The organism is Flavobacterium sp. 2 (assembly GCF_049949195.1).
Taxonomy (GTDB): Bacteria; Bacteroidota; Bacteroidia; order Flavobacteriales; family Flavobacteriaceae; genus Flavobacterium.
In genome coordinates this window covers 729,894-751,789 of the sequence record NZ_CP188206.1, presented here as the reverse complement: position 1 = coordinate 751,789, position 21,896 = coordinate 729,894, and the positions used below count along the sequence as shown (strand labels likewise).

Sequence of the window (21,896 nt, the reverse complement as noted above, 5' to 3'; positions counted from 1 at the left end):
GCAACCGATTGTCTTTTAGGTCTATTTTTCTGAATAAAATAGGTTCGTTGGCAATTTTCCCACAATGCTTAAGTACAACTGTCAGATTACTTACAATTTCCTTTGCCTTATAATTGTAAGTAGAATTTAAAAGAAAACTGATTTTTAATTTTTGTATTTTTTTTAACTAATCGATCCAATCTCTAATTTATCTACAACGTTTTCGTGATTAATTGAACCTGTTTTGTATTATTTTTAAAATTTTAGCAAAATAATTATATTATGTGTTTTTAAAACAGTATTTTTTTTAATTATTCTAATAAAAAAATTGCACAACCGGTTGTGTGTTATTGCATTTTATATATATTTGTTCAAATAAAGATTTGTTTTGGCTTCATTTAATCAAAATGTATACTAAATAATGAGTCTGCAAAAAATAACTAACTAACCATAACTATTAACTAATTAAATTAACCATTTATGACTAACTTTTTAATTGCTAAAAGCAAATGGAAATACTTTAAAAATCTGGGGATGCTGTTCCTGATGTTTGTGTTTTCTGCTGCAGTAAATGCCCAAACCACAGTATCTGGAGTAGTTTCAGATGCAAATGGTCCAATCCCTGGAGTTAACATCATTGTAAAAGGAACTAATATTAATACAGTTTCTAATTTTGATGGAGCTTATACCATTCACACATTGCCGGCTAATGGAGTTTTAGTTTTCAGCTTCATCGGATATAAAAGCAAAGAAGTAGCTGTTGCTAATCAAACCAAAATAAATGTTACGCTTGAAGAAGATTTAAATGATTTGAAAGAAGTAGTGGTAGTAGGTTATGGTACAATGAAAAGGGGCGATTTGACCGGTGCTATATCTTCTATATCAAGTAAAGCAGTTGCAGAATCGGTAACAACTACTGTCGATCAGCTTTTGCAAGGACGTGTGGCGGGTGTGCAAATTCAGGCAAACAGCGGTGCGCCGGGAGCAAGTTCTTCGGTTCGTATTCGTGGAATCAGTTCTTTGAATGGATCAAACGAACCTATATATGTAATTGATGGTGTTATCATCGATGGTACGGCAAGTTCAACGACTTCAAATCCATTATCTTTTATCAACCCTTCAGATATTGTTTCCATGGATGTCTTAAAAGATGCTTCAGCAACTGCGATTTATGGATCAAGAGCGGCAAATGGAGTAATTATCGTTACAACAAAACGTGGAAAAAAAGGAGATTTAGCGCTTAATTTTGACAGTTATGTAGGTTGGCAGGAAATTCCGAAACACTTGGATTTGCTAAATTTAAAAGAATATGGTACGCTTAAAAACACGCGTTCAGATTTAGGAATTGTACAACGTGACAATACTTTCATCAGACCTGATTTATTAGGAGAAGGAACCGATTGGCAAAAAGAACTTTTCACAACTGCCCTAATGCAGAGTTATAACTTATCAGCTTCTGGAGGTAATGATGCAACAACTTATGCAATGGGAATTGGATATCTAGATCAGGAAGGTATTGCTATCGGATCTGGTTTTGACCGTTTCAACTTAAGAGGAGTTATTGATTCTCAATTAAAAAGCTATTTTAAAGTGGGTGTAAATTTTGCAATGAGCAAAACTAATCAAACGACAACTGTTAATGATGATGCTTTGATTTTGACGGCACTTAAACAAACTCCAAATGTTGCTGTACGTAACGCAGACGGAACTTTTGACGGTCCAGATACAACTGAATTTGTTCAAAATAATCCAATTGGTCTAGCTTCTATCAAAGACAATCATAATATCAATTATAATATGAGAGCGAGCACTTATGCTGAAATCAGTTTTACAAAAGACTTGAAATTCAAAACGCAATACTCTTTAGATTATAGTTTTGCAAATAATTATACTTTCAGTCCATCTTATACTTTTGGAGCGCTTGTAAATGATGTTCGTGAAGGAACCAGAACAAAATCAAATAGTGATTTTTGGCTTTGGACAAATTCGTTGAATTATAATAAAACGTTCGGTTCGCACAATATTAATGCAATGGTTTCTCAAGAGATGCAAGAGTCACATTGGGAAAATCTTTACGGTTATCGTTCAGGATATTTGACTAATGGAGCAACAGACTTAAATGCTGGTGATGCGACAACGGCTAAAAACTCAAATGCAAGTAATACAAGTGCTTTAAAATCTTATTTTGCTAGATTAATATATTCTTTCAGTGACAAATATATATTGACAACGACTATTCGTCGTGACGGTTCTTCAAAATTTGATGAAGAAAATCGTTGGGGTTGGTTTCCATCTGCTGCTGTAGCTTGGAAAATTTCAAATGAGGAATTTTTAAAAGATAGCAAAGTGGTCAACAATATGAAATTACGTGTTGGTTGGGGAGAAGTAGGTAATCAGAATGTGCCAAATTTCGCTTACACTTCAACATATAATGCTTCTGCAACAAATTGGGGAACTGGACTTCTTGCAGCAAATACAGCAAATAAAGATTTGAAATGGGAAACGTCTTCTCAAACTAACGTTGGTCTTGATTTAGGATTCCTAAATAACAGAATCGAGCTTACAACAGATGTTTATTATAAGAAAACTGATAATTTACTTTTACAATTACCTCTTCCAGCTTATGTTGGTACAACAGGTCAAGGTGCAACATCTTCTCCTTGGGTAAACGTTGGTTCACTTGAAAATAAAGGTATTGAGTTTACATTGAATACTTTGAACATGGACAGAAAAGATTTCACTTGGAAATCTAACGTTACTTTTTCAATGAACAGAAGCAAAGTTCTTGCTTTAAATACTGAAACAGGAATTTTGAATAAAAGCATTCAGCAAGGTTCTGATGTGACGATTGTTACACGTACAGCTGTTGGGGAACCAATTGGTCAATTCTACGGATACAAAGTAATCGGCCGTTTTGAAAATGCTACAGACTTTTATTATAAAGATAAAAACGGTGTGGTACAGCCAACTGCTTTGCCTGAAGGAATGAAAATTGGTGAAAGCGGAGTTTGGATTGGAGATTATATTTTTGAAGATATCAATAAAGATGGCGTAATCAACGAAAAAGACCGCGATTACATTGGTAATGCAAATCCTGATTTTACTTTTGGTGTTAATAACTCATTTTCTTTCTTAGGATTTGATGTAAGTGTTTTGGTAACTGGTTCTTACGGGAATGATGTTGCAAACTACCAAAGACGTTGGTTAGAAAACCCTCGTGAAAACACTAACTTATTGTCTTCAGCTTTAGGATATGCACAATTGGAATTAATTGACCCAACAGGACCAAACGATTATCGTAACGTTCACATTGTTGGAGGAGATCCTTATATGCCAAGAATTGCGGCATCATCAGCTTCATCTTCTTCAAATTACCGTTTCAGCAACCGATTTATAGAAGATGGTTCTTATGTTAGAATTAAAAATATTTCGATTGGATATAATCTGCCTCAGAAATTATATTCTAAATACGGAATTTCGAATATCAGAGTGTATTCAAATGCTCAAAATATTTTGACATTCACGAAATACAAAGGGTATGATCCAGAAGTTGGTTCGTTAAATCAAGATGCTCTTTTAACAGGTATCGATAACGGGCGTTATCCTTCGCCAATGATTACTACACTTGGATTAAATGTTAATTTCTAAAATATTGCTAACGATGAAAACAAAAAAAATAATATACTCGGTTCTTTTGATCGCATTACCATTTGTTTGGACTAGTTGCAGTGATCTTTTAGATGTTGAACCCGAAGATCAAATTACAAAAGAAAATTTCTATCAGTCAGAGGCCGATTTTCAGGCAGCTACTGGGCCACTTTACAATAAAGTTTGGTTCGATTTTAATGACAAATTCTATTATGGTTTAGGCGATGGACGTTCGGATAATTTGTATGCACCATATTCAGATTATGTTTATCCATTTACAGATTTATCTGAAACAGGATTGACAGGACCTTTAGTTTCGGCTTGGGGATCATTATATAATGTTGTGCAACAGTCTAATAATGTCATTATTGGTATTTCTGATAGTAATGTAAATACGACTATTAAAAACAAATATATTGCCGAAGCTCGTTTTATGAGAGGAACTGCATATTGGTATTTAGCATCGCTTTGGGGTGATGCCATTATTACTACAGATCCTAGAGAATTGGTTAAAAATCCGATTGTAAATAAAAATCCGATGAAAGATGTTTATGAATTTGCAATTCGCGATTTAGAATTTGCTGCAAAATATCTTCCAGAACAAGCGGGTCAGGCTGGACGTTTGACAAAATATAGCGCTTACGGAATGCTGTCTCGTGTTTATTTGTCTTTTTCTGGAGTAAGCGATAATCCAAACAGCGGTACAAGAAAACAAGAATATCTTGATTTGGCTAAAAAAGCAGCCGAAAAAGTAATCAATTCTGGGCCGTACAAATTAATGGCCAATTATGCTGATTTGTTTAAAATTGACAATAACAATAATACCGAATCAATGTTTGCGCTTCAATGGGTTCCAAATGGTGATTATGGAGTGAATAATATGCATCAGGCTTATTTTGCATTAGGTTCTGATGTTACAGGAGATGACGCAGCTTGGGGATATTGGACAAGAGCTTCTAATAATATTTTGTATGAATATGAATCTAAAGATGCCCGCCGTAAAGCAACATGGATGGCTGATGATGATTTTTATCCAGAGATAAACAAAGCAAACGGAGGTTATACAGTTGATCATTCAAAAGATTTCCTGACAGTGAAAAAAGGTGTTGTGGGTTCTACAAAAGACAATCCGAAAACAACTCGTATGAATTCAGGTTTAAATACTTATATGTTGCGTTTAGGAGAAGTTTATTTGAATTATGCTGAAGCTGCTTTAGGGAACAATGCTTCAACTGCAGATCCTCTTGCAATTAGTGGTGTAAACGTGCTTCGCCAACGTGCAGGACTTGATCCAAAAGCAAGTTTGACTTATGCAGATATTATTCACGAAAGAAGAGTAGAATTATGTATGGAAGGTCAATATTGGTATGATTTGGTTCGCAGATCGTATTACAAACAACAGGAAGTAATAAACTATGTAACATCTCAAAACAGAGGAACTATTGTACCAATTTTATATGATTCGGCAACAAATACAGTTTCAGTTGATGCTACGAGAAGTAATAGCACACGCTCTATTGGTGTAATTGATGCGACTATTTTCCTTTTACCTTATCCGGAATCAGAATTGGTTCAGAATCCGTTGTTGAGAGAAAATCCCGTTCCTTATGAGTTTAAGGAAGAAAAAATCAAAGACTTATTCTAATAAGCTGAAAACAATAAATCTAAAGAAAGATTAATATGAAATATATTTTAAATAAAAAGTATTGGGCACCCATCGCATTTCTTGGAATGATGGTTTTTAGTATGCTGTTTACTGCCTGTGACAATAGCGATGGAGCAAGTAACCAAATAGTAATAAGCAAAGTATTTCTGGAGGATGTAAATTCAACTGTTCCCGATAGAGAAGTGAATTTTGCCCGATTAGGCCAGACATTGCGTATTGAAGGTTCAGGATTTACCGGACTTAGAAGAGTTTTTATAAACGGATATTCAACCTATTTTAATGTCGTTTTTGTTTCTGATAATTCAATGATTATCAGTGTTTCTGCTGATACTCCAACAATTGAAGCTGATCCGGCGGTAAGAAATACAATTCGTTTTGTAAATGATAATACTGAAACGACATTCAATTTTGACATTCGTTCAGGAAAACCTGTTATTGATGATATTTCGAATACAATGCCAAATCCGGGTGAAATTATTACGGTTTCTGGCTCAGGTTTGACAGAAGTTAAAAAAGTAGTTTTCCCTGGAAATGTTACTGTAACAACAGGAATTGTTTCTGATCCTGATGGTGAATTTTTTACAGTTAAAATGCCAACCGGAGTTTCAGATCTTGGAGGTTCATTATTTGTTGAAGGTTCAAACGGTGGAGTTTATTCGCCAGCATATTTCAATTTCAAAAAAGGATTGCTTCTTAATTTTGACGGACAAGGACAACACGGATATTGGGGAACAGGTACAAGCATGATTCAGCCAGAAGATTTAGAATCGGCTGCCATTGGAACAGTGAATGTTTCGCAAGGAAAATATGTTCCGCATCGTCCGGCTCGTATTGCTTCTTTTGATGCTGGAAAAAATCGTCTTTCAGAAACCTGGACTGCAGGAAACGGAGTTGATAATTGGAGAACACAATTAACGCCATATATTCCAGCAAATACACCGCTTGATAAAGTAGCATTTCAATTTGATGTTTTTGTTCCGGATGTTTGGAAAGAGTCTGGTTTCTTAAAAATTTGCATGATTAATAATTTTAATGGAGGAGAATGGGCAGGCGCTGTTTATAATTATGTTCCGTGGATTGTTGACGGAAAATCAGTTGATTTTAAAACAACTGGCTGGCAGACTGTAACAATTCCGTTAAATAAATTCTACGCTTGGTCTAAAGAAGCGTATACATTCGAAACCGTTTTGGCATTCCGCGAAGCTGCAACGTATCAGAATTTCGGAATCTATTTCGAAAACTCTAATGTGAAGCTTAAAGATGTTACAGGAACTGCAAGTGAAGTAGAATTCGTAGCAAAAGCAACTTCTGTAAAAGTGTACACAGACAATTGGAGAATAGTTTCTTTAAACACACCAGTTTATAACGATTTTAACTAAAAAAGCATCAAAATGAAATATAAAAATATACTTCCAATAGCTGCCTTGTCATTAATACTTTTATCATCTTGTGATGATAATTTAATGGACTGGGAAAAAGATCCGGAGCACGGTGCCGTAACTGGCGCAGAGCTTCCATTAGAATTAGTTGAAAAAATTAGCCGTTACGAGCCGTTAAAAAATTACACCAATTTCGTTTTAGGAAACGGAATTGGAGCAGATTTATACCTGAACGATGCCGCTTATCGCAAAATTGTAAATGAAAATTTTGACGAAGTGACACCGGGTTATGAGATGAAACACGGCGCAATGGTAAATTCAAAAGGAGAAATAAACTTCGCAACAATGGATGCTTTTATAGCTAAAACTAAAGAAGCTGGTTTAAAAGTTTTTGGTCATACTTTAGTTTGGCATTCGAATCAAAATGCAAGTTATCTGAACAGTATTATTGCGCCAACGGTAATTCCTGGTTCAAGTGGCACTAATATTCTGGATATTGCTGGCTTAAAAAGCGGTGCATTTACAAACTGGGCAAGAAATAATCCTGGAAAAGGAATTTCGGTGGTTGCAAATTCTGGACTTACAAGTACTTCACAAGCAGTTCAGTTGCAGTCAAGTGCAACATCTTCGGCAGCATATAGTTTACAGTTGACATCGCCAAATGTTCCTATTAATGCTGCTCATAATTACGAAATCTCATTTTACATTAAATCGGATGTTGCTGGAAAAGGCCGACTTTCGTTTAATGCATCTTTGACAAATCAATATCCTTATAAAGATTGGTATGCTACAGGAGGATCCTGGACAGAAGCTTTTGCAACAACTTCATCTTGGCAGCAAGTCAAAATTAAATTAGCTCCAGGCGATTTTAAAGCAGGAAGTACCACTTTTCAGTTTAATATCGATTTGGGTTATTTGCCAAATGTGACCTATTTAATTGATGTAAACACTTTGGCAGTTGTTGATTTAGATGCGCCTGTAGGAGTTACAAACTTGGTTTCCAATGGTAAATTTAACACAGATATCAACGGATGGTCAAAATACAATGGAGCAACTGATGCTTTAAGTCTTGCTGGAGCCGCAAATGCATACGAAGGAAACGGCGCGATGAAAGTAGTAAATGCTACAAGCGACGCAGCAAATCAATGGAAAACACAGATTCACGCTGATTTTACTTCTACGTTAACTTTAGACAAAGATTATACAATTTCTTTTATGATTCGTTCAGAAGCAACAGGTTCTGTACGTTGTTCAACAACTGGAACAACAGCGCATTATCAAGGAGATCAGGCCACTTCACCAACATGGAAACTAATTGAATGGAAGTTTAAAGGAAATGGAACAGAAACTGGATTGAATTTTGATTTAGGAGGAACTGCCGGAACGTATTATATTGATAATGTGGTCGTTTCTGACGGAAGTTCAAGCGGAGGCGCAACTCCACCAGTAAACATCGATAAAACAGATGCTGAAAAAACAACCATCATTGGGAACGCAATGGCAGACTGGATTACTAAAATGATGGCGCATTATAAAACAAGCGTTTTTGCTTGGGATGTTGTGAATGAGCCAATGAAAGAAGATGGAACGTTGAGAAGCGGAAATGAAGGCGATACAGCAACAGATTATTTTTCTTGGATTAAATATTTAGGAAAAGATTACGCCGTCACTGCTTTTAAATTAGCGCGTACAAACGGAAATGCTACAGATAAACTTTTCATCAATGACTATAATCTTGAATCAAGATTAGACAAATGTGATGGTTTGATTGAATATGTAAAATATATTGAAAGCAAAGGTGCTACGGTTGACGGAATCGGAACTCAGATGCACATTTCGTTGACAACCGATAAAGACAAAATTGTTCAGATGTTCCAAAAATTAGCAGCTTCAGGAAAATTGATTAAAATTTCTGAGCTTGATATTAGATTAGGAACTGCAACACCAACTGTTGAGCAACAGGCATCTCAAGCGGCAATGTATCAATATGTTATCGATATGTATAAAAAATACATTCCGGCAGCACAACAATACGGAATTACGATTTGGGGTGTTTCAGATAGTGTTAAGGAGCACGAATACTGGCTTCCTAACGAGTCTCCAAATCTTTGGGATGCAAATTATGTTCGCAAACATGCATACAAAGGAACTGCTGACGGACTTGCAGGAAAAGATGTAAGTACTGGATTCTCTGGTGAATTAGTAAAAAAGTAATAGTTTCATTCTAAAATAATCCATGACACAAATTCAATTTAGGGTTTGTGGCATGGATTATTTGTTTTCGTAATTTTTTAAAATAAATAAGAATGCAGTATTTTCTAAAAAAGAGTTTTTTTCTGCTTTTTGCACTGTTTATTCAGTTTGGATTTTCTCAGGAAAAAAATCCAAATCTTAAAAAGAAAGGAAATAAAACGCAGTTGATCGTCAACGGAAACCCGTTTCTAATTCGTGGAGGAGAATTGGGAAATTCTTCTGCAACTACGATAGAAAGCATGGAGCCAATTTGGCCCAAACTGACCAATATGAATTTAAATACGGTACTGACGCCAATTTATTGGGAATTGATTGAAAAGGAGGAAGGCAAATTCGATTTTTCGTTGGTCGATGATTTGATTATCAGAGCAAGAAAAGAAAATCTGAAATTAGTATTTCTTTGGTTTGGTTCCTGGAAAAACAGTATGTCAAGCCATGCACCTGAATGGGTGAAACTCAATCAGAAAAAATATCCAAGAATCAAAGATGATAAAAACAGAAGCCATGAAATCCTGACGCCTTTCAGTGAAAATAATCTAATGGCCGATGCGAAGGCTTTTCAGAAATTGATGCAACACATCAAAGATTTTGATCAAAAGGAGCAGACCGTAATCATGATTCAGGTTGAAAATGAAATTGGAATGTTGCCAACGGCTCGAGATTATTCTCCACTTGCAAATACTGCTTTTCAGAAAGAAGTTCCAGCTGATTTCCTAAAACACATGCAATCAAACAAGGAAAAATTAGTTCCTGAGTTTTTAGAAATCTGGAAAAAAAATGGTTTTAAAACGAAAGGAAACTGGGAAGAAATTTTCGGAAAAAGTCTTTCTACCGATGAAATTTTTATGGCTTGGTATTTTTCAGAATTTACAAATAAAGTGGCAAAAGCAGGAAAAGAAGCCTATTCAATTCCGATGTTTGTAAACGCGGCTTTGAATGCACCAGAGAAAAAACCGGGTGAATATCCAAGTGCTGGGCCGTTACCACATCTTATGGATGTTTGGAAAGCTGCAGGAAAATCAATTGATTTTTTATCGCCAGATTTTTACAATCCTAATTTTAAGCATTGGAATGACTTGTTCACACGCCAAGGCGATCCATTGTTTATTCCGGAACATCGTTTTGATGCAACTGCGCCGTTCAAAGGTTTGTATACAATCGGACATTATGAAGCAATTGGTTTTTCGCCTTTTTCGATTGAATCTGTAGTAGATGCTAAAAAAGAACCTTTGGGCAAAATTTATGAATTGGTAAAACAATTAACGCCTGTTATTGAAGCAAATAAAGGACAAGGAAAGATTGAAGGCGTTTTATTGGATAAAGAAAATCAGTCGCAAATTATTCAGTTGGGAAATTATGAATTTACATTCAAGCATGATTATACTTTAAATTGGTCAGATGGTGCCAAAGAAGCAGTTTGGCCAATGACAAGTGCCATTATAATTGAAATTACTCCAGATGAATTCTATATTTCCGGCTCCGGAATTGTAGTGACTTTTAAGCCTTTAAAAAATAAAGAACTACACGCAGGAATTCTAAAAACAGATCAGGGAATTTTTGAAAATGGAGTCTGGAAAACCATTCGTCATTTCAATGGCGATCAAACACATCAAGGCCGACATTTAAGAATTGCTGTAGATGATTATGAAATTCAAAAATTAAAATTGTACTCTTTTGAATGAGGTTCAAAGGTTCAAAGGTTCAGAGGGACAAAGGTGCAAAGGTTTCTAAACTGTGTTTCACAAAGGAAACCCGACAGGTTTTAAAATCTGTCGGGTTTGATTTATAATAAACTGGACTGAAGTCCAGCTCTACAACATATAATTGTTCCTTTGGAACGAGAAAAGAGCTTTAGCTCGAACCATATTGTAGGGCCGGACTTTAGTCCGGTTTACTATTTTCAAAGTAAAACCTTTGTTCCTTTGTCCCTTTGCCTCTTTGAACCTAATAAAAATTTATTTTTCGACAGAAAAAGAAGTTTTTTCAATAGAAGAAAGCGTTAATGCCGCGGCAAAACTGGTAAAAACAGAATAATCTAAAGGCGCTTTTATAGAAATTGCTATTGTCATAGAAACTGCAAAAAGCAACATTAGTCCAGCTGTTCCTAAAGCGGCATATCTGGTTTTAAATCCGATGATTAAAAGAAGACTAAAGGTGATTTCTAGGAAAGTAGCTATTGCACCCAAAATTTCTGCAAAAGATTTACTCGCAAAAGAATTCAGCGTTTGTGTATAAGCGATAAAGTTTTCCCAATTTCCCCAGGCTACACCCGGCGCTCCCGGCGCACCCCAAAAACCAAAACGGTCTGCAACGGCAGAAAGCATGGTAATTCCTAAAAAGATTCTTAAAATAAAACCGGCATTTGATAAGGATATATTTTTCATTTGGATAATTTTTTATGTAAAAGTAAAAATATGTTGGGTAAATTTGTGTGCCAATTTTTATAAAAACTACAGCCCAGATGTTGCCATATAAATCATTAATTCAAATTGACCGCGAATCTTCTGTAACATTGTATATTCAGGTTTGCAATACTTTTATAACGCTGATTACAAACGGAACTCTGAAACCGTCCGATATATTGCCGAGTTCTCGTGTATTATCGGAACTCATTGGTATTAACAGAAATACCGTAAAATTAGCTTACGAAGAATTAATAAGCCAAGGCTGGGCAGAATCAATTGACAGAAAAGGCGTTTTTGTACTTTCTAAATTACCTATAATTTCAAAAGTAAAATTGCCCGAAAAAGATAAAAGTCAGCGCCAGGAAGGTTTCATTTGGGAAAATAAATTTCAGAAAGAAATTATTATCTCAGGGAAAAGTATTCAGAAAGATCAAATCATTATTGATGATGGTTTTCCCGATGTTCGCTTAGCGCCGATTGACCAGCTGATGCGCGAATATCGAAGTTTGTCCAAAAAATTTTATGGCAAAAATTTTCTGAAGTATGGCAGTACAATGGGCTCAGAAAATCTGCGTTTGGCCATTTGTCACTATCTTTCAAATACGCGTGGTCTATCGGTTTCTCCCGAAAACATTATCATCACAAAAGGCAGTCAGATGGGAATTTATCTGGCTTCGCAATTGATTTTGAATCCGAATGATACCATTGCTGTAGGCGTTTCGAGTTTTACAACTGCTGATGAAACTTTCAAATATTCCGGCGCCAATTTAGAACGAATTCCGATTGACGAAAACGGAATGGACACCGATTATTTAGAAGAAATTCTGAAAAACAAAAAGATAAAAGCGGTTTATATTATTCCACATCATCATTGTCCTACAGGCGTTACAATGAGCATGGAACGTCGTTTGAAATTATTAAATCTTGCTAAAGAATATCGTTTTGCAATCATTGAAGACGATTATGATTTTGATTTCCATTACGAAAACAAACCTTATTTGCCTCTTGCGAGTATTGACCACAATCAGAATGTGATTTATATCGGATCTATTTCGAAGACTTTTGCGCCGGCATTGCGAATTGGTTTTATGATTGCATCTCCCATGTTTATTGAAGCTGCAGCAGCTTTACGAAAAATGATTGACAGGCAGGGCGATACGCTTTTGGAAGAAGCTTTTGCGGTATTATTTGAAAACGGAGAAATGGAAAGACATTTCAGAAAATCATTGAAAATCTATAAACAGCGCAGAAACCATTTTTGCGACATTCTTCAATCTGATTTTAAAAATGAAATTGAATTTAAAATTCCCGAAGGCGGATTGGCAGTCTGGGCAAATTTTCATCAAAATATTAATTTGGAAAAGATGTCAAATGATGCTTCTGCAAAAGGACTTTCAATAAGTAATGGAAAGTTTTATAAAAATGATTTTTTCGACACAAATGCAATCAGAATGGGATTTGCTTCTTTAAATGAAAATGAAATGGAAAAAGCTTTTGTGATTCTGAAGAAAGTCCTTCAATAAAACTTCTGGACCAGTATTGATTTTAAAATTGGAGTATTTTGGATTTTGATTACAGCTGTAATTTTGGATAAAAACACATTATGGAAACGATTTATGAAATCAAAAAAATTGAAACCAAATTAGAAATTGAACAATGCTGGGATGTTGCTTTTGTTTTAAGACCACATTTGGATAAAACAAAATGGCAAGCAACTATTGCCGAAATGATGCAAAACGAAAAGTACAGCATCGCCGGAATAGTGGATCAAAACAAAGTTGTTGCCTTTGCCGGTTATCGAGTTATGACTTCACTGCACAGTGGAAATATCATTTATATAGATGATTTGTGCACCTTAGAAACACACCGCGGAAAAGGTTTTGCAACACAATTGCTGAAACATGTTGAAAGAATTGCAGTTTCTCTTGATAAAGATTATGTTGTTCTAGACACTGCTTTCACAAACAATACTGCCCAAAAAGTATATCTTAAAAATGGATTTGCATTGACAGCCGTTCATTTATCTAATAAACTGAAAAACTAAGGTACAAAGGGGCAAAGCAACAAAGTTAAAAGTGCAGTAAAACCTTTGTGCCTTTGCCTCTTTGTGCCTTCAAAAAAATCCATTTTCTTTATCAATAAAAGCCCATTCTGCCATTGCCTGAATAACAGGCATCAAACCGTTTCCGGCGGGACTTAAACTGTACGTTACAAAAGGAGGGACAACAGGTTTGGCTTCTCTAATGATAAGATTATCAGCCTCAAGTTGTTTAAGATGCTGAATCAGCATTTTTTCACTAACGGCCGGAATTGCTCTTTTTAATTCACTGTAACGCTGACTTCCGCTAGAAAGGTGATATAAAATAATAGGTTTCCAATAACCGCCAATTTTCTCCATTACGTACGTTACGGGACATTTATCTAATGCATATTGCTTATTTTCCTGAATTGTCGAAGATTCTTTGATCGCTGTCATTTGTGCATACTTTAGGGTAAGTACTTGTGTAAAAGTAAGTACAAATATACCTTTGTTTCAGATAATAAAAAAATATACTTATGAAAATTACAATATCAGGTTCTTTAGGGAACATCGGAAAACCATTATTGAAAAAACTTATTGCTTCTGGGCATGAAGTTACCGTTATTAGCAGTAGTTCTGATAGAAGCGAAGCTATTGAAGCATTGGGAGGAAAACCTGCAATTGGTTCTGTGAGCGATGCTGCTTTTTTAGAAAAAGCATTCACAGGGGCAGATGCAGTTTATGTTATGACGCCACCAAATATGGGAGGTTCAAATATTCTGGCGAATATGACCGAAGCAGGAAATGCTTTTGCAAGAGCAATTAAAAATTCAGGCATTAAGCGAGTAGTAATGCTAAGTAGTATTGGCGCTGATTTACCAAGTGGAACTGGCCCAATCGCTGGAATTTACAACATTGAAAAAATATACGAAAAGTTAGAAAACACTTCAATAACATTTTTACGTGCCGGATTTTTCTTCACCAATTTTTATAATGATGTTCCAATGATAAAAGGAGCCGGAATTATTGGTGCAAATTACCCAGCATCAACTGTTGTTCCGTATGTTCATCCAGAAGATATTGCGACTGCCGTTGCCGAAGAATTAGAGAAAACAGAATCAGGAAAAAATGTCCGTTATATTGTTAGCGACGTTCGTACGCCAGGCGATGCTGCAAAAGTCTTAGGAGCAGCAATTAGCAAACCAGAACTGCCTTGGATTGAGTTTACCGATGAACAATCTTTAAACGGCATGGCTCAGGCAGGATTGCCCGAAGAAATTGCAGGTTTGTACACAGAAATGGGAACAGGCTTAAGAAGTGGAGCAATTGCCGAAGATTTTCTGAAAAATAAAACCACTGTCGATGGAAAAATCAAATTGGAAGATTTTGCAAAAGAGTTTGCTTCAAATTTCTAAAAATTAAAAAGATCCAAAACGAAAAATCACTATTTATAGTGATTTTTTCTGTTTTATGACTTGCTACTTTTGCCACAGGATTTTTTTTGTTTTTTTATTTTAATAGTATGCCCGAAGATAAAGTACGGTTTATTTAATGAAGATATTTTTTATAAGCCAGTTTCCTATTTTAATTTTTTGAGCAATAAAAATGGGCAGAATGATTTCTGCCCATTTTTTAATTTTATATTCGATTATTATTTTAAAGTTGTTTTGATTACGATTGCAGCTTGTTGAATAGCAGTCTGAATAGCGGGAACATTTGAAATTGGGTTTAAAAGTCCATAATCGTGAATCAATCCGTTGTATCTTGTCAAGGTTACAGGAACTCCAGCTTCGTTTAACTTTCTTGCATAAGCTTCACCTTCATCTCTTAAAACATCATTTTCAGCAGTTTGAACTAATGCAGGAGGAAGATCTTTAAGTTCAGCTAAACTAGCTTGTAATGGAGAAGCGTATTTTTCAGTTCTTTTTGAAGTTTCTGGTAAATAATTATCCCAAAACCATTTCATCATATTTTTAGTAAGGAAACGTCCGTTTGCATACAAATTATAAGATTCAGTTTCAAAATTAGCATCAGTTACAGGCCATAATAAAACTTGTAATTTAATATGCGGACCTTTTTTATCTTTTGCCATCAAAGTGATTGCGGCAGTCATATTTCCTCCAACGCTGTTTCCAACAACGGCAAGGTTTTTACCATCAACACCAATTTCTTTTCCGTTTTCAGAAACCCATTGTGTTGCTGCATAAATTTCATTGATTGCAACAGGATATTTTGCTTCTGGAGAAGGAGTATAATCTGGGAAAACCGCCACTGCACCGCTTTCAACAACCAAATCTCTCACTAATCTTCTATGAGTTGGATAATCTCCTAAAACCCAGCCACCGCCGTGAATAAAGATAAATACTGGTGCATTTCCTTTTGCGCCTTTAGGTTTCGTAATATGAATTTTTACTTTTAATCCGTTTTGAGAAATTACTTTTTCAGATTCTTCAATGCCTGAATAATCAACTTCCACTGATTTTTGTGCACCAACTAATACATTTCTTGCATCAGCAACTGGCAATTGTTCCAAAGGTTTTCCATCACCTGAATTTAATGCGTTTAAAAAGCCTCTGACTTCTGTAAAAATTTCCGGGTCATTTTGTCCTTTATAAGGTCTTTCTTGTGCTGAAGCAATTGTACTTACAATTAACAATGCTGCAATAAATAAACGCTGTTGTAATACTTTAATAGTTTTCATATCTTTTATCTTTTTAATTATTTATAATTTGATAGGACAAAGATATGGTGGTTATGAAGCCTTAAAAATAGATAAAAGTCTATTCTAATTGTACATTTTTCCCTTGAAGGTATTTTTTCTTGAAATTCGACGGAGTGTCGCCAACTTTATTGGTAAAAAGTCGGTTAAAATAGGCCGGATCTTCGTAACCAAGTTGATATGCAATCTCTTTTACGCTTAATGAAGAATAGCCCAAAAGTCGTTTTGCTTCCAGAATAATGCGATCTTTTATAATATCATTTGGCTGCTGAAGTTCTAATCGATTGAATTTATTCGAAAGTGTTTTTGGAGCAACACCAAGAATATCAGCATAATCAGCAACGGTATGTTTGGTTCTGAAATGAATTTCGACCAATCGGCTGAAGTCTCTGAAAAAATCCATTTCTTTTGAAGGTTCATCATTCAAAACGCCCAATTGCTGTATTTTCCAGATTCGGGTTGCTTTGATAATCAACTGTTTTAAATACGTTCGGATCATTTCTTCCTGAGAAGAATCGGGTGAATCAAATTCTTGTTGCAATTGCTTGTAAATGCCATCAATAAAAACAACTTCTTTATCCGGAATGGCTGTCATTGGCATTTCAAAAATATTATTGAAAAGTAATCCATCGCAGGCGACTTCGGCATCATGAATTTGAACACAATAAAAATCACGGTTATAATACATAAAATAACCTGGTTTCTGTCCTTCTTTGTTAATTTGCAAATATTGATTGCTGTTGATAAAGAATAGGGAAGGACATGAAGTCTGATATTGTTTAAAATCAATTGTGATAGAATATCCTTCAGGAAGATAAAGGACTTTAATATAAGGTTTGTACGTTTCGCCATTAATTTCTTCAATAAAATCCTCATTCAAGGCAAAGAAGCCGAGTTTTTTATAATTAGATTCAAAAAAATTATGGTTGAGCATTGGCAAAGCTATTTTAATTTCTAATTCTTTGTTTTGGACGAAAGTTCCAAAATGTTTTTACTGATAATATTTTTATCCGATACTGTTTTGGCCAATTTAAGAGCCATTTCAAAATGATTTTTTGCTTTTTGGTTATCAATATCAATATATAAATTCCCGAGCAAAGAATAATAAAAATGATTATCAGTCAAATTTAGTTTTTCTGCTTCAATTATAGCTTCTTGTTTGCCCATAACTTTTGATAAGGCAAAAGTGCGGTTCAAAGCTACAATTGGAGAATATTCTAAAATGATTAAATGATTGTAAAGTTCCAGAATATGTTTCCATTTTTCCGAAGTATCACTTTTTAAGGTGTGCCAATACGCAATTCCAGCTTCAAGATGGTATTTTGAAAGTGTATTTCCGATGGAAGATTTACCCAAAAAATAAGTGCCGCGATCAATTAATTCCTGATTCCAAAGTTTTTCATCCTGATCTTGATATAAAATAATCTCACCGCTTTCTGATGTTCGGGCTTCAAATCGGGACGAATGAAAACACATTAATGCCATTAAAGCATTAGTAGCGGGTAAATTTGTTGCTTGATTCTGAATCAGTAAATAGTTCAGGCGCATGGCTTCGGCACAAAGATCTTTGCGAAGCGTGGTATTTTGTGAAGTCGAGTAGTAGCCCTCAGAAAAAAGCAGATAAATTGTTTTTAAAACGGTATCAATTCGTGCTATAATTTCAGTTGGATTTGGACTTTGGATTTTGATGTTTTCTTCTTTGAGTTTTTCTTTGGCACGATTTATACGTTTGTAAATCACTTCTTTATTAGATAAAAAAGCATCTGAGATTTCACTTATTCCAAATCCGCATAATAAATTCAGCGCCAATGCAATCTGCGCTTCGTCTGAATTGCAAGGGTTGCAGACTGTAAAAATCATCGCCAACTGACTATCCACAATATTTTGTTCCGATAAATCAATTTCAATTTCCTCACCATTCAATGGTGAATTGTGTTTGATTTCAGAAACAATTTTCTTTTCAAAAATGTCATTTCGCTTAAAATGATTTTTGGTTTTGTTTTTGGCAACGGTATAAAGCCAAGCCGTTGGGTTTTCTGGAATTCCTTTTATAGCCCAAGTTTCAGAAGCAGCCAAAAAAGTATCGCTCACAATATCTTCGGCAATTTCAATATGATGAATGCCAAACAAACTGCAAAGTACCGAAACAATTTTTTGGTATTCTGTTCTGAATAAATTGGGTATAAGCTCTTTGTTTTCCAATTATGAATTATGAGTTTTGAATTATGAGTTTTGAATTATGAGTTTTGAATTATGAGTTTTGAATTATGAGTTTTGAATTATGAGTTTTGAATTATGAGTTATGAGTTATGAATTATGAGTTATGAATTATGAGTTTTGCGTTAAGAATTATCAACTCATAACTCATAATTCATAATTCAAAACTCATAACTATTTTTAAACAGCCATTCTAATTTCGACATTGCCACCAAAGTCCAAAACTGGACATCCTTGTGCAATTGCTGCCGCTTCATCATAATCTTTGGCTTTTATTACAATTAATCCGCCAATAGATTCTTTAATTTCAACAAAAGGCCCGTCAGTGATTCCTTTGTTTGACGTTACCAATTTGCCTTTTCCGTCCCAACGTTGTAAAGGTCTTGCTAATTTATCCTGCGCTGCAAGTCCGCCAAACCAGTTTTGCCATTGTTGCAAATGTTGCTGATATTCTTCTGGCGAAGGCTGAAGTTCTTTAGTCGTAAAATCTCTTCTGAAAATTAATATGAATTCGTTCATTTTGATACGTTTTAATGATTTTATAAAAAAGAAGCTGTTTTTATAATGATATAAATTTAGTGTTTTTACCAAATATAAAAACAGCTCGGTTTATTTATCCAAATTGACCCACTCTGTAAGTTCCTGGAGTATTCGCAAAAGCGATGTTAAGACGATTCCACATGTTGATTGTACCAATGGCAAGCGTAAGATCGATTAATTCCTCTTCAGAAAATTCGGCTTTAGCGATATCATAGATTTCGTCTGGAACATCACATGCATTTACAGCTTCTGCATAAGCAAGTGCAACTCTTTCGCGCTGTGTAAAATAAGGCGTTTCTTTCCATGCGCTCAAACCAAATAAACGTTGTGTTGTTTCACCATGCGCCATCGCTTCTTTAGTATGCATATCAAGACAATAAGCGCAATTGTTGATTTGAGAAATTCTAATTTCGACTAATTCGAAAAGTGATCTTTCTAGTTCTGATTTTTTCAAATAACCGCTGATGCCAAATAATGTTGAGATTGCTTTTTGACCTTTTTCGAATACATTAATTCTAGTTTCCATGTTGTATAATTTTAATTGTTTATACCCTAATGACAACTGAAGTTTCAGAATTGGACAAAATTTTGAAAAAAAATATAAAAAAAATTAAAAAACCAATGTTTTCGGGCTAATTTGAAGGTGTTCGAGTTTTTTTCCGACCAAAGTTTTCTCGCCAACAGGCTGAAATCCGAGATTTAAATATAGTTTTTTGGCATTCGGGTTATCTTCTTCAACTAATAATCCTAAGGTCTGATTGTTTTTGGTTACAAATTTTTCAATAAGAAACAGAAGCAGTTTTGAACCAATTCCTTTTCCCTGATATTTCGGATTCACGCCCAAAGAATCAATATAAAATTCACCGGCTTTTGTCTCTAATTCAGGATCGAATTCGGGATTAAAATGCTTTCTGATATATTCGATAATTGGAGTTCTTAAAGCTTCTAAATCAGCGCCATTATAAATGTTCACAGCGCCAATGATTTCATTATTTTCTTCAGCGATAAAACAATTCTGAAAAGAATATTGATTGTTTTCTCTTCCAATGAAATACTGCAGGAAATCTTTCGCGGAAGCGTAATCTTCTTTTTTGATGAATTTATAAATGATATCTTCCATTGCCAATAATAAAATGGGAGCAATTTGTTCTGAATCTGATATTTTGGCTTTTCTGATATTCATTTTTTGAAGTATTTTAGAATTACCAAATTTAAGGCTTTATTTTAAACCCATATAAATATAGCTATTGCATAAAATTTTGTCAAAGTTTAAAAAATTAGAAGTGTTGATGAATTATAAACCAAATTAAATTCTTGCAAACAGTTTAGGGGTACATGTCTATAATTTTCTGTACTTTGCCGATGAAAATTTCGGTGTTTTTGATTTCTTGTTTGATTGATGGTTCATAATACAATAATTTATATTGCTCCACCATGTAGTTTTTTTGATGTTTAATAATCGATTCTAAACTTCGGATTTCATTTTCATCATGCCTTTTCAATTCCCTTTGTTTACTCTTTAAATAGTGTAAAGATTTTTTTAACCTTTCAATGTCTAATTTGTCCAAACTGTAATTTCCTAAAAATTAATAAAACAAGCGAAAGCCAGAAATGTGATAAATTTCAAAATGACCAAAAAGTGATATTTGAGTTTACCTGAATCCCAGCTATTTTCTCCTTAACTACGATAAAAGTTGAAACTTGGATTTTGAATTATTAAAAAAAGTTCGAAATATTTTTAATTTTAAAACAGCTCGAATTAAAGTGTTTGGAATTCAGTTGTTTATGTTTAAAAAGGATTTGGATCTGTAATCTGCGAGAAACTAATTAACGATTGCTAAATTTCTACCGATATTGGATAAAAATATACAACTTCAATAATTTAAACCACTAGTATCTTTGTTAGTATATTTTAATATAAAATTAAAAAGAAATGAAAGCAATAGGATTTAAAACATCGCTACCCATAGAAGAAAAAGAGAGTTTTATAGAATTTGAAACTCTAAAACCCGTGCCAGGGGCACATGATTTATTAGTAAAAATTGATGCGATTTCTGTAAATCCCGTCGATTTTAAAATCCGCCAAAACAGCGCAAAAGATACTGTTCTTGAAACACCAAAAATCATTGGTTGGGATGCCGTTGGAATTGTGCAGGCTGTTGGCGAAAAAGTGACTTTATTTGAGGTTGGAGATCCGGTTTATTATGCCGGAGATATTACAAAACAAGGAAGTAACGCCGAATTTCAAATTATTGATGAAAGAATTGTAGGCAGAAAACCAAAATCATTAAGTATTGAAGAAGCAGCTGTAATTCCGTTAACCGCTTTGACTGCTTGGGAAATTTTGTTCGACCGAATCAGAATTAATGCTGAAAAAGACAAAGGGAAATCAATTTTAATTATTGGCGGAGCAGGCGGTGTTGGCTCGATTGCCATTCAATTGGCCAAGAAAATTGCCGGATTAACGGTTATTGCAACAGCGTCGCGTCCTGAAACAATTGATTGGTGCAAGAATCAAGGCGCTGATTATGTGGTAGATCATAAAAACCTGATTTCAGAAGTTAGAAAAGCAGGTTTTGAACATGTTGACTTTATTTTGGATTTTGTTGATACCAATGCTTATTGGGAGATTATGACTGAATTGATTAAACCTCAAGGTCATATTGCTTCAATTACAGGAAGTAGCAATCCTGTTGCATTAAACAGCTTAAAGAGCAAAAGTGTTTCTTTTTCATGGGAATTGATGTACACACGTTCTATGTTTCAAACCGAAGACATGATCGAGCAACATCACATTTTAAACAAAGTTGCGGATTTACTTGATAACGGAATTTTAAAAACCACTTTAAATGAGACTTTAAACGGACTAACAGCTGATAATTTAAAGAAAGCGCATCAACTTTTGGAATCGGGAAAAACGATTGGGAAAATTGCGATTAAATTCTAAATTATTTTTTCGAGAATAAACTGAAAACTCTTATTTCTTTTTAGAAATGGGAGTTTTTTTTATGAAAAGTGTATTTGATGGCCTATTTTTACACCAAAATTTACAAAATCATTTTCTCTTATC

Annotated in this window: 17 protein-coding genes; 9 read left to right on the top strand and 8 right to left on the bottom strand. The window is 34.6% G+C overall.

Going from position 1 to position 21,896, the window contains the following annotated elements; genetic code table 11:
• The first annotated feature begins 459 nt into the window (after positions 1 to 459).
• The 5 genes from ACNFIH_RS03120 to ACNFIH_RS03100 all read left to right on the top strand — a co-directional run bounded on the left by ACNFIH_RS03120 (position 460) and on the right by ACNFIH_RS03100 (position 10,607).
• Positions 460 to 3,627 (top strand): SusC/RagA family TonB-linked outer membrane protein, encoded by a 3,168-nt coding sequence (locus ACNFIH_RS03120; RefSeq protein WP_426485451.1) that lies wholly within the window; start codon positions 460 to 462, stop codon positions 3,625 to 3,627.
• Positions 3,628 to 3,640: 13 nt separating this feature from the next.
• Positions 3,641 to 5,272, top strand: coding sequence for a RagB/SusD family nutrient uptake outer membrane protein (locus ACNFIH_RS03115; RefSeq protein WP_426485450.1), 1,632 nt, complete (start codon positions 3,641 to 3,643; stop codon positions 5,270 to 5,272).
• A 35-nt stretch (positions 5,273 to 5,307) separates the two neighbouring features.
• The gene (locus tag ACNFIH_RS03110; protein WP_426485449.1) at positions 5,308 to 6,672 is read left to right on the top strand and encodes a glycan-binding surface protein; all 1,365 of its coding nucleotides are present in this window, start codon (positions 5,308 to 5,310) and stop codon (positions 6,670 to 6,672) included.
• Positions 6,673 to 6,684: 12 nt separating this feature from the next.
• Positions 6,685 to 8,886 (top strand): endo-1,4-beta-xylanase, encoded by a 2,202-nt coding sequence (locus ACNFIH_RS03105; RefSeq protein ID WP_426485448.1) that lies wholly within the window; start codon positions 6,685 to 6,687, stop codon positions 8,884 to 8,886.
• A 92-nt stretch (positions 8,887 to 8,978) separates the two neighbouring features.
• Complete coding sequence (locus ACNFIH_RS03100; protein WP_426485447.1) at positions 8,979 to 10,607, top strand: DUF5597 domain-containing protein; 1,629 nt, start codon at positions 8,979 to 8,981, stop codon at positions 10,605 to 10,607.
• Positions 10,608 to 10,880: 273 nt separating this feature from the next.
• On the opposite strand, the gene ACNFIH_RS03095 is transcribed toward ACNFIH_RS03100, so the two are convergent.
• Positions 10,881 to 11,309 carry a DoxX family protein gene (locus tag ACNFIH_RS03095; protein ID WP_426485446.1) on the bottom strand — a complete coding sequence of 143 codons (429 nt, stop codon included), beginning with the start codon at positions 11,307 to 11,309 and terminating at the stop codon, positions 10,881 to 10,883.
• Positions 11,310 to 11,386: 77 nt separating this feature from the next.
• On the opposite strand from ACNFIH_RS03095, the gene ACNFIH_RS03090 reads away from it, so the two are divergent.
• Positions 11,387 to 12,853 carry a PLP-dependent aminotransferase family protein gene (locus ACNFIH_RS03090; protein ID WP_426485445.1) on the top strand — a complete coding sequence of 489 codons (1,467 nt, stop codon included), beginning with the start codon at positions 11,387 to 11,389 and terminating at the stop codon, positions 12,851 to 12,853.
• 80 nt (positions 12,854 to 12,933) lie between these two features.
• A complete protein-coding gene (locus tag ACNFIH_RS03085; protein ID WP_426485444.1) occupies positions 12,934 to 13,374 on the top strand; it encodes a GNAT family N-acetyltransferase in 441 nt (146 codons plus the stop codon).
• Between the two features lie 69 nt (positions 13,375 to 13,443).
• On the opposite strand, the gene ACNFIH_RS03080 is transcribed toward ACNFIH_RS03085, so the two are convergent.
• Entirely contained in the window at positions 13,444 to 13,806 is a 363-nt protein-coding gene (locus tag ACNFIH_RS03080) for a winged helix-turn-helix transcriptional regulator (protein ID WP_426485443.1), read from the bottom strand.
• An 80-nt stretch (positions 13,807 to 13,886) separates the two neighbouring features.
• Between ACNFIH_RS03080 and ACNFIH_RS03075 the strand changes: the two genes are divergently transcribed.
• Positions 13,887 to 14,765: an NAD(P)H-binding protein gene (locus ACNFIH_RS03075; protein ID WP_426485442.1), complete on the top strand. Its 879-nt coding sequence runs from the start codon at positions 13,887 to 13,889 to the stop codon at positions 14,763 to 14,765.
• A gap of 236 nt (positions 14,766 to 15,001) precedes the next feature.
• Here ACNFIH_RS03075 and ACNFIH_RS03070 read toward each other — a convergent pair whose 3' ends face one another.
• From ACNFIH_RS03070 to ACNFIH_RS03045, 6 genes are all read right to left on the bottom strand, one after another.
• A complete protein-coding gene (locus ACNFIH_RS03070; RefSeq protein WP_426485441.1) occupies positions 15,002 to 16,051 on the bottom strand; it encodes an alpha/beta hydrolase in 1,050 nt (349 codons plus the stop codon).
• Between the two features lie 79 nt (positions 16,052 to 16,130).
• The gene (locus ACNFIH_RS03065; RefSeq protein ID WP_426485440.1) at positions 16,131 to 17,003 is read right to left on the bottom strand and encodes a helix-turn-helix domain-containing protein; all 873 of its coding nucleotides are present in this window, start codon (positions 17,001 to 17,003) and stop codon (positions 16,131 to 16,133) included.
• Between the two features lie 20 nt (positions 17,004 to 17,023).
• Entirely contained in the window at positions 17,024 to 18,271 is a 1,248-nt protein-coding gene (locus tag ACNFIH_RS03060) for an RNA polymerase sigma factor (RefSeq protein ID WP_426485439.1), read from the bottom strand.
• 195 nt (positions 18,272 to 18,466) lie between these two features.
• The gene (locus tag ACNFIH_RS03055) at positions 18,467 to 18,805 is read right to left on the bottom strand and encodes a YciI family protein (RefSeq protein WP_035644505.1); all 339 of its coding nucleotides are present in this window, start codon (positions 18,803 to 18,805) and stop codon (positions 18,467 to 18,469) included.
• A 94-nt stretch (positions 18,806 to 18,899) separates the two neighbouring features.
• Positions 18,900 to 19,352 carry a carboxymuconolactone decarboxylase family protein gene (locus tag ACNFIH_RS03050; protein ID WP_035645151.1) on the bottom strand — a complete coding sequence of 151 codons (453 nt, stop codon included), beginning with the start codon at positions 19,350 to 19,352 and terminating at the stop codon, positions 18,900 to 18,902.
• 84 nt (positions 19,353 to 19,436) lie between these two features.
• A complete protein-coding gene (locus tag ACNFIH_RS03045; protein WP_426485438.1) occupies positions 19,437 to 20,009 on the bottom strand; it encodes an N-acetyltransferase family protein in 573 nt (190 codons plus the stop codon).
• 750 nt (positions 20,010 to 20,759) lie between these two features.
• Here ACNFIH_RS03045 and ACNFIH_RS03040 point away from each other — a divergent pair.
• Positions 20,760 to 21,773 (top strand): zinc-binding alcohol dehydrogenase family protein, encoded by a 1,014-nt coding sequence (locus tag ACNFIH_RS03040; RefSeq protein WP_426485437.1) that lies wholly within the window; start codon positions 20,760 to 20,762, stop codon positions 21,771 to 21,773.
• The last annotated feature ends 123 nt before the right edge of the window (positions 21,774 to 21,896 follow it).

Coding starts and splice junctions, on each gene's coding strand:
- ACNFIH_RS03120 (WP_426485451.1), top strand. CDS start 460: ATGACTAACTTTTTAATTGCTAAAAGCAAATGGAAATACTTTAAAAAT.
- ACNFIH_RS03115 (WP_426485450.1), top strand. CDS start 3,641: ATGAAAACAAAAAAAATAATATACTCGGTTCTTTTGATCGCATTACCA.
- ACNFIH_RS03110 (WP_426485449.1), top strand. CDS start 5,308: ATGAAATATATTTTAAATAAAAAGTATTGGGCACCCATCGCATTTCTT.
- ACNFIH_RS03105 (WP_426485448.1), top strand. CDS start 6,685: ATGAAATATAAAAATATACTTCCAATAGCTGCCTTGTCATTAATACTT.
- ACNFIH_RS03100 (WP_426485447.1), top strand. CDS start 8,979: ATGCAGTATTTTCTAAAAAAGAGTTTTTTTCTGCTTTTTGCACTGTTT.
- ACNFIH_RS03095 (WP_426485446.1), bottom strand. CDS start 11,309: ATGAAAAATATATCCTTATCAAATGCCGGTTTTATTTTAAGAATCTTT.
- ACNFIH_RS03090 (WP_426485445.1), top strand. CDS start 11,387: ATGTTGCCATATAAATCATTAATTCAAATTGACCGCGAATCTTCTGTA.
- ACNFIH_RS03085 (WP_426485444.1), top strand. CDS start 12,934: ATGGAAACGATTTATGAAATCAAAAAAATTGAAACCAAATTAGAAATT.
- ACNFIH_RS03080 (WP_426485443.1), bottom strand. CDS start 13,806: ATGACAGCGATCAAAGAATCTTCGACAATTCAGGAAAATAAGCAATAT.
- ACNFIH_RS03075 (WP_426485442.1), top strand. CDS start 13,887: ATGAAAATTACAATATCAGGTTCTTTAGGGAACATCGGAAAACCATTA.
- ACNFIH_RS03070 (WP_426485441.1), bottom strand. CDS start 16,051: ATGAAAACTATTAAAGTATTACAACAGCGTTTATTTATTGCAGCATTG.
- ACNFIH_RS03065 (WP_426485440.1), bottom strand. CDS start 17,003: ATGCTCAACCATAATTTTTTTGAATCTAATTATAAAAAACTCGGCTTC.
- ACNFIH_RS03055 (WP_035644505.1), bottom strand. CDS start 18,805: ATGAACGAATTCATATTAATTTTCAGAAGAGATTTTACGACTAAAGAA.
- ACNFIH_RS03050 (WP_035645151.1), bottom strand. CDS start 19,352: ATGGAAACTAGAATTAATGTATTCGAAAAAGGTCAAAAAGCAATCTCA.
- ACNFIH_RS03045 (WP_426485438.1), bottom strand. CDS start 20,009: ATGAATATCAGAAAAGCCAAAATATCAGATTCAGAACAAATTGCTCCC.
- ACNFIH_RS03040 (WP_426485437.1), top strand. CDS start 20,760: ATGAAAGCAATAGGATTTAAAACATCGCTACCCATAGAAGAAAAAGAG.